At 41.1% G+C, this 292-nt stretch carries 1 protein-coding gene; it reads left to right on the top strand.

All coding sequences use genetic code 11. The features are described 5' to 3' along the window. Positions 1-292 (top strand): aminotransferase class III-fold pyridoxal phosphate-dependent enzyme (locus ACSG5Z_RS31275; protein ID WP_435712896.1); only part of this gene is annotated, 292 nt, incomplete at both ends.

Here is a 292-nt window from a genome sequence, read left to right on the forward strand (position 1 = left end):
GCAGTTGGCGGCGGCGCTCCTGTTGCAATGGAACGTGGAAAAGGTGCTTATTTCTGGGATGTAGACGGAAATAAATATATCGATTATTTAGCAGCATACGGTCCTATTATTACTGGACATGCTCACCCGCACATTACAAAAGCAATTACAACAGCTGCTGAAAATGGTGTACGTTACGGAACACCAACAGCACTAGAAGTAAAATTTGCAAAAATGTTAAAAGAAGCAATGCCTGCATTAGATAAAGTCCGCTTCGTAAACTCTGGTACTGAATCAGTAATGTCAACAATTC

Source organism: Bacillus pretiosus (assembly GCF_051294775.1).
Lineage (GTDB): Bacteria > Bacillota > Bacilli > Bacillales > Bacillaceae_G > Bacillus_A > Bacillus_A wiedmannii.